Genomic DNA, 5,784 nt, shown 5'->3' with positions numbered 1-5,784 from the left:
CCGCAGGAACAATCGCCCACGCAACGGACAAGCGCGCGGCCGAAGCGATGCGCCTGCGGACGCCGGCGCACCGAACGCCGCTGCACCCGGAGAGCGTCCGGCCCATGAAGGACGGCGCGATGGAGCCGGCAAGCCGCGCTTCGACCGCTCGAAGTTCAAACCCAAGCCGCAGGCCGAAGGCGAACAGCGACGTGACAGGCCGCAGGGCGAGCGTCCCGACCGCCGCGAAGGCCGTCCCGACTGGAAGGGTGGCAGGCCGGATGGCAAGGGTGGTCCGCAAGGCGGCAAGCCCGCCTTCCAGCCAAAGCCGCGCGAGGAGCGCCCGGTGCGTTTCGATCCGGATTCGCCCTTCGCCAAGCTCGCCGCTCTGCGCGACCAATTGAAGAAGTAGAACCCGGCTCGCTTCGATGGTTGCCGAAGGCCGCCAGCGCATCGACAAATGGCTGTTCTTCTCCCGCGTCGTGAAATCGCGCTCGCTGGCGGCGAAACTGGTCGTCGCCGGCCGGGTCCGCATCAATCGCGACAAAGCAGCGCAGGCTTCCGATCAGGTCAAGCCAGGCGACGTCCTGACCATCACGCTCGAGCGGCGCATCTTCATCTGGAAGGTCCTCGGCGCGGGTGCGCGACGCGGCCCGGCCGAGGAAGCCCGTACGCTCTACGAGGATATGTCGCCACCGCCCGCACCGAAGGGCGAAGCCCCTCCCGATGCAATTCCGGGGCTGCGCGAGGCCGGCAGCGGCCGCCCGACCAAGAAGGAACGTCGCCAGACCGACCGATTGCTCGGCGAAGATTGATGCCTGGCGTCCAAAAACAGGCGGCGCTTGCCAGGATAACGACGTGTTTGAAGCAAAACTGAACCCGGCAAACAGGAAGCCCTGCATGAGGTCGCCGGCCTCTGGGGCGCCGGCTGCCTGGAATTCCATTTCGAAACGCTGATGCCGACAGGAATGGCTGCCCTTGCAAGCAGCGGCCAAAGGCGTTACCTGACGGAAAAAGCCCAACAAAATGGGACGTCCCGGAGCCGACCGATGACCTATGTCGTGACCGACAATTGCATCAAATGCAAATACATGGACTGCATCGAGGTCTGTCCGGTCGATTGTTTCTACGAAGGCGAGAACATGCTCGTCATCCATCCCGACGAGTGCATCGACTGCGGTGTTTGCGAGCCGGAATGCCCGGCCGACGCGATCAAGCCCGACACCGAGCCCGGCCTCGACAAATGGCTGCAGGTCAATACCGAATATGCCGAGAAATGGCCCAACATCACCGCCAAGAAGGAACCGCCGGCAGACGCGAAATCCTTCGACGGCGAGGCCGGCAAGTTCGAGAAATACTTCTCCGCCGAGCCCGGCGAAGGCGATTGACAATACGGCCGGAAAGGCCGGTATTACGCAGGGTAAGAGGCACGTCACATTAACCGGCTTGACAGCCGGCGCCGGGTTGTGGCCTTCGCGTATGCAGCAAAACCTTGATTCTTCCGACTTTTTGTGTTACATCAGCGAAACATGCCGGTGACACAACGTCGATTTATGGCGCAGACGCCCCAAATCACTGAAAGGTGAAAATCCCATTCGGACCAGAGCGATCTGGGCCAGGCGGTCGCGATGTTGCGGTTTGCCGGTCCGGCTTTTCCGATGGGTTCATCTGTTGTGCGGCTAACGGTCGGTTTCTCCGATCGCGCGAGTTCGGGCCGGCAGGACGCCGGTACCACAACAAGGAGTTCAGTGCGCAATGGCAACGATCACCCCGCAGAAGAAGTCCACCGCTGCGCGTCACGGTTTCAAGACCGGCGAGTACATCGTCTACCCGGCGCATGGCGTCGGCCAGATCGTCTCGATCGACGAGCAGGAAGTTGCTGGACACAAGCTGGAACTGTTCGTCATCGACTTCTCGAAGGACAAGATGCGCCTGAAGGTGCCGGTCGCCAAGGCGACCTCCATCGGCATGCGCAAGCTGTCGGAAGAGGATTATGTCGAGCGCGCGCTGAAGGTCGTGCAGGGCCGCGCCCGCGTCAAGCGCACCATGTGGTCGCGCCGCGCCCAGGAATATGATGCGAAGATCAATTCGGGCGACCTGATCTCGATCTCGGAAGTCGTGCGTGACCTCTACCGCGCCGACAACCAGCCGGAGCAGTCCTATTCCGAGCGTCAGCTCTACGAGGCGGCGCTCGACCGCATGGCCCGCGAGATCGCGGCCGTCAACCGCATGTCGGAAACCGAAGCCGTGCGCCTAATCGAGGTCAACCTCAACAAGGGCCCTAAGCGTGGCGCCAAGGCCGACAATGAAGAGGCCGAGCAGGAAGAAGCTGCCTGATCTTTCTCACCTTTCGAGAAATCCTGCGTGAAACGATTGGAGGCTCCGGTTTGACCGGGGCCTCTTTTGCTTTCGGGCGGCAGCTTCGATGTTGGTAGGCCCTGCGCACCAGCGTGCTGCATCGCGGCTTGCCGGCGCGCCGAGCCGTCGAGCGCGCGTTTCGTTTTAACGTGTGTCGCCACTTATCGCCTTGCCGCCAAAGCAGACCGCGGTAATGGTCTCGCGCAATTCCTCGTCGGCGATCGGCTTGTGCAGGATGCGGCTGCCGCTGGCGCTGATCTCCTTGAGGCGCGCCGGCGACGTATCGCCAGTAATGATGATGGTCGGGACAAGCCGGCCGATATGGGCGTGAAGCGCACGGATCGCGTCGGTGCCGGTGGTGTCATTCTCGAGACGGTAGTCTGCGATGATCAGGTCGACCGGCGCATCGCCGGCAGCCAGCGCCGCCGTATGGGCCTCCTGCGCCTCTGCGGCGGAGCGGCCGGGATAGACACGATGTCCCTCCAGGCTGAGCAAGCGCACCATGGCATCGAGAACGTCGCCCTCGTCCTCGACCACCATGATGCCGGCGGCACTGCTGGCCGGCGATGTCGTGTCGACCTCCAAGCGAGCTTGCACCGCGCCGGCCTTCGCGACGGTGATGGAAAACAGGGAACCGCGCCCGGACGTCGAAGCCAATTTCAGGGGGTGCCCCAACAGCTCGGCGGTGCGGCGAACGATGGCGAGCCCGAGTCCCAGGCCTTGCGTGCGGTCCCGCGCCGGGTTCTGCAACTGCACGAACTCCTCGAAGACCATCCCCTGCTGATCGGCGGGGATGCCGGGGCCGCTGTCGAGGACCTGTATCTCCACACATGCGCCGCGCCGGCGACAGCCCAGCAGGACACCACCTTGCTTGGTGTAGCGAAGGGCATTCGAGATCAGGTTGTTGAGGATGCGCTTCAACATCATCGGGTCGCTGTCGACGTAGAGACTGCTGTCTACCACGCGCCACGTAAGTCCGCGTTGTTTTGCCTCGGCGGCGAATTCATTGCGAAGATCACCAAAGAGGTCGCGCAGCGGCACCGCCTCGCTCGCGACCGTGACGATGCCCGCATCGAGCCGCGAGATATCGAGCAAAGCGTTGAGCAGCCCACTGAAGTTGCTGACAACCGATTTCGCCCGGCTGGCCAGATCGCGCGCCTCGCCGGAGGGTACGTCGCCGCGCTGCCCCAATATGGCAAGCGTCGAGACCAGCAGGCTCAGGGCATGGATCGGTTGGCGCAGATCGTGACTCGCCGCCGCCAGAAAACGCGTCTTGGCACGGTCGGCGGTCTGCGCCCTGTCGCGTTCCTCTTGCAGGTGCTCGACCAGCGTTTCGTTCTCCAGTCGCAGGCTGACGGTTTCGCGCAGCATGCGGTAGGTGATACGGCAGTAGTAGAAATTGATCGCCACCAGCGATGCGAGCAGGAACAGGAAGGCGCCGGAAATATCGCTTTGGGTGGTCAAGCAGCGCAAGGCGACCGGCACCACCGTGGCCAGGATGGAACCGACCAGCGCCGGCGGAAAGGCCGACAGCGACGGCACCGTACCGCAGACGAGACCAGTCAGGACGATGACCGTGAAGGACAGCACGATCGGCGCCTCGGGCATAAAGCCGACCCAGCCAAGCACCCCCCACAGAAGGCCCGACATACAGGAAAACGCCGTGGCCAGCCATGCCCAGCGCAAGATCGAGCCGCGATCCCTTGAGCGGCTGAAAAAACGGCGCGACGCCAGCACCCGGATAGCCGTCAGCAGATACAGCGCCGCCAGCCAGCCGATCAGCCAATTGGCGGAAACGGCCGTTCTCAGAACATAGACCGCCGCCATCGAGATCACGATGTTGGAGATGACCACGCCGTAGGAATTGCGATACAGGAGTTCGACCAGGGCCTGGCGTATCTTGTCTTCCTGCATCGAATCCCTCCAATTGTCCCAAGTAATTCTCCGGCCGGTCTTCCCCGGTACCGTTGATCTACCGGCAACCTGTTTCGCATAAGTTGGCGATCGATCCATATACGCCGCTGCAGCCCTGGATGGTGCCCCGATGAACCGCTCGCTCACCGCCATACTCGCCGACGACCATGCCATCGTGCGCGAGGGGCTGAAGTTGCTTATCTCGGCTATGGACAATGTCTCGGTCGTCGCCGAGGCTGCGGATGGCGAGGCGCTGCTTGGCCAGCTGCGAAGCACGCGCGCCGACCTTTTGATCCTCGACCTCGGCATGCCAGGTGTGGCCGGGATGCAGTTTATCGCCACCATCAGGACCTTGGCGCCACGCCTGCGGATCGTGGTGCTGACGGCCAATGTCGAGCCGAGGACAGTACGCGCCGCGCTCAGCGCCGGCGCCAACGCCTACCTGACCAAGGATGGCGATCCCGAGGAACTCGGCGCTGCCATCGAAGCGGTCAAGAACGGAGGCACCTATCTGGCGAAAACCGTTCGCTTCGCGGTCAGCGATATAGGCAGGGAAAGCGAGCCGATAGCCGCGCAGGAAATCCTGTCCCCGGTACCGCTGACGCGGCGCGAACGGCAGATCCTTCAACTGGTGGCGCAAGGCATGATCACGCGCGACATCGCCGAACGACTGGGCATCAGCCTGCCGACCGCTCGCAAACATCGCGAAAATCTGATGGGCAAGCTCAGTCTCCACAACACCGCCGAACTGACCGCCTACGCGGTTCGTCTGGGATTGCCCACCGGCTGATATCGCAGCCGCTACAATGGGCAACCCGGCAACGGCCCCTTAACCATCGGCAGATTAGCCAAACCCGATCATCATCCAAATACGGCATCCGCCGTATGTTTTCGGCCTGCCCCCCGGCCTACTCCTCCCACGGCTTGATCACATGGGAGGAGCTGTCATGCCATCGCTGGATCTCTGGATTCCGTTCGCCCTCGCAACACTCGCCTTCGCCTGCATGCCAGGACCGGCGATTCTCTACATGACAGCGCAGACGCTGGCCCATGGCCGTCAGGCGGGATTGATGGCGGCACTGGGTGTCCATCTTGGTTGTTACGTGCACATCCTGGCCGCGGCGGTCGGGCTCGCCGCACTGATGGAACACGCGCCGGTCGCTTTCTTGGTGATCCGATGGGCGGGCGCCGCATATCTCATTTCGCTGGGCCTTGCCATGTTCCTGGGCTGGAACCGGATGGGCGAGGATGGTGCCAGGCCGGCCCCGAACACATTTCGCGACAGCATGGTCGTCGAGATCCTCAATCCCAAGACGGCACTGTTCTTCCTGACCTTCCTGCCGCAGTTCGTGGATCCGTCAGCCGGCATGGCCGTCGGGTTGCAGTTCCTCATCCTCGGCATCATCGTCAATCTCATCTTCTCGATGGCCGACCTTGCGGCGGTCGGCATCGCCTCGCTCGCCGTTGGCCGGTTCACTGGCGCCGGATGGGTGATCCCAAAGACATGCGGTTCGATCCTCATCGGACTTGGCG

General features: G+C 63.0%; 6 protein-coding genes and 1 pseudogene. 6 read left to right on the top strand and 1 reads right to left on the bottom strand.

Going from position 1 to position 5,784, the window contains the following annotated elements:
• From EOA22_RS22460 to EOA22_RS22445, 4 genes and pseudogenes are all read left to right on the top strand, one after another.
• Nucleotides 1-391 (top strand): annotated as a pseudogene (locus tag EOA22_RS22460) (helicase); the annotation flags it as partial.
• Nucleotides 392-407: 16 nt separating this feature from the next.
• On the top strand, nucleotides 408-794 hold the full coding sequence (locus EOA22_RS22455; RefSeq protein WP_013529181.1) for an RNA-binding S4 domain-containing protein: 387 nt from the start codon (nucleotides 408-410) through the stop codon (nucleotides 792-794).
• 234 nt (nucleotides 795-1,028) lie between these two features.
• Nucleotides 1,029-1,367, top strand: coding sequence for a ferredoxin FdxA (fdxA, locus tag EOA22_RS22450; RefSeq protein ID WP_013529180.1), 339 nt, complete (start codon nucleotides 1,029-1,031; stop codon nucleotides 1,365-1,367).
• A 367-nt stretch (nucleotides 1,368-1,734) separates the two neighbouring features.
• On the top strand, nucleotides 1,735-2,316 hold the full coding sequence (locus tag EOA22_RS22445; RefSeq protein ID WP_013529179.1) for a CarD family transcriptional regulator: 582 nt from the start codon (nucleotides 1,735-1,737) through the stop codon (nucleotides 2,314-2,316).
• 165 nt (nucleotides 2,317-2,481) lie between these two features.
• Here the strand turns inward: EOA22_RS22445 and EOA22_RS22440 are convergent, their stop codons facing one another.
• Complete coding sequence (locus tag EOA22_RS22440) at nucleotides 2,482-4,251, bottom strand: ATP-binding protein (RefSeq protein WP_063169188.1); 1,770 nt, start codon at nucleotides 4,249-4,251, stop codon at nucleotides 2,482-2,484.
• A 130-nt stretch (nucleotides 4,252-4,381) separates the two neighbouring features.
• On the opposite strand from EOA22_RS22440, the gene EOA22_RS22435 reads away from it, so the two are divergent.
• The gene (locus tag EOA22_RS22435; protein WP_063169189.1) at nucleotides 4,382-5,041 is read left to right on the top strand and encodes a response regulator transcription factor; all 660 of its coding nucleotides are present in this window, start codon (nucleotides 4,382-4,384) and stop codon (nucleotides 5,039-5,041) included.
• Between the two features lie 157 nt (nucleotides 5,042-5,198).
• A partial coding sequence (locus EOA22_RS22430) for a LysE family translocator (RefSeq protein ID WP_164755730.1) occupies nucleotides 5,199-5,784 on the top strand: 586 nt, incomplete at its 3' end.

It is taken from the genome of Mesorhizobium sp. M7A.F.Ca.US.014.04.1.1, assembly GCF_003998745.1.
Taxonomy (GTDB): Bacteria; Pseudomonadota; Alphaproteobacteria; order Rhizobiales; family Rhizobiaceae; genus Mesorhizobium; species Mesorhizobium ciceri.
This window is presented reverse-complemented; position numbering and strand designations above follow the sequence as displayed.

Excerpts from the sequence above, each read along its gene's own strand:
- EOA22_RS22455 (WP_013529181.1), top strand. The coding sequence starts at position 408 with ATGGTTGCCGAAGGCCGCCAGCGCATCGACAAATGGCTGTTCTTCTCC.
- fdxA (WP_013529180.1), top strand. The coding sequence starts at position 1,029 with ATGACCTATGTCGTGACCGACAATTGCATCAAATGCAAATACATGGAC.
- EOA22_RS22445 (WP_013529179.1), top strand. The coding sequence starts at position 1,735 with ATGGCAACGATCACCCCGCAGAAGAAGTCCACCGCTGCGCGTCACGGT.
- EOA22_RS22440 (WP_063169188.1), bottom strand. The coding sequence starts at position 4,251 with ATGCAGGAAGACAAGATACGCCAGGCCCTGGTCGAACTCCTGTATCGC.
- EOA22_RS22435 (WP_063169189.1), top strand. The coding sequence starts at position 4,382 with ATGAACCGCTCGCTCACCGCCATACTCGCCGACGACCATGCCATCGTG.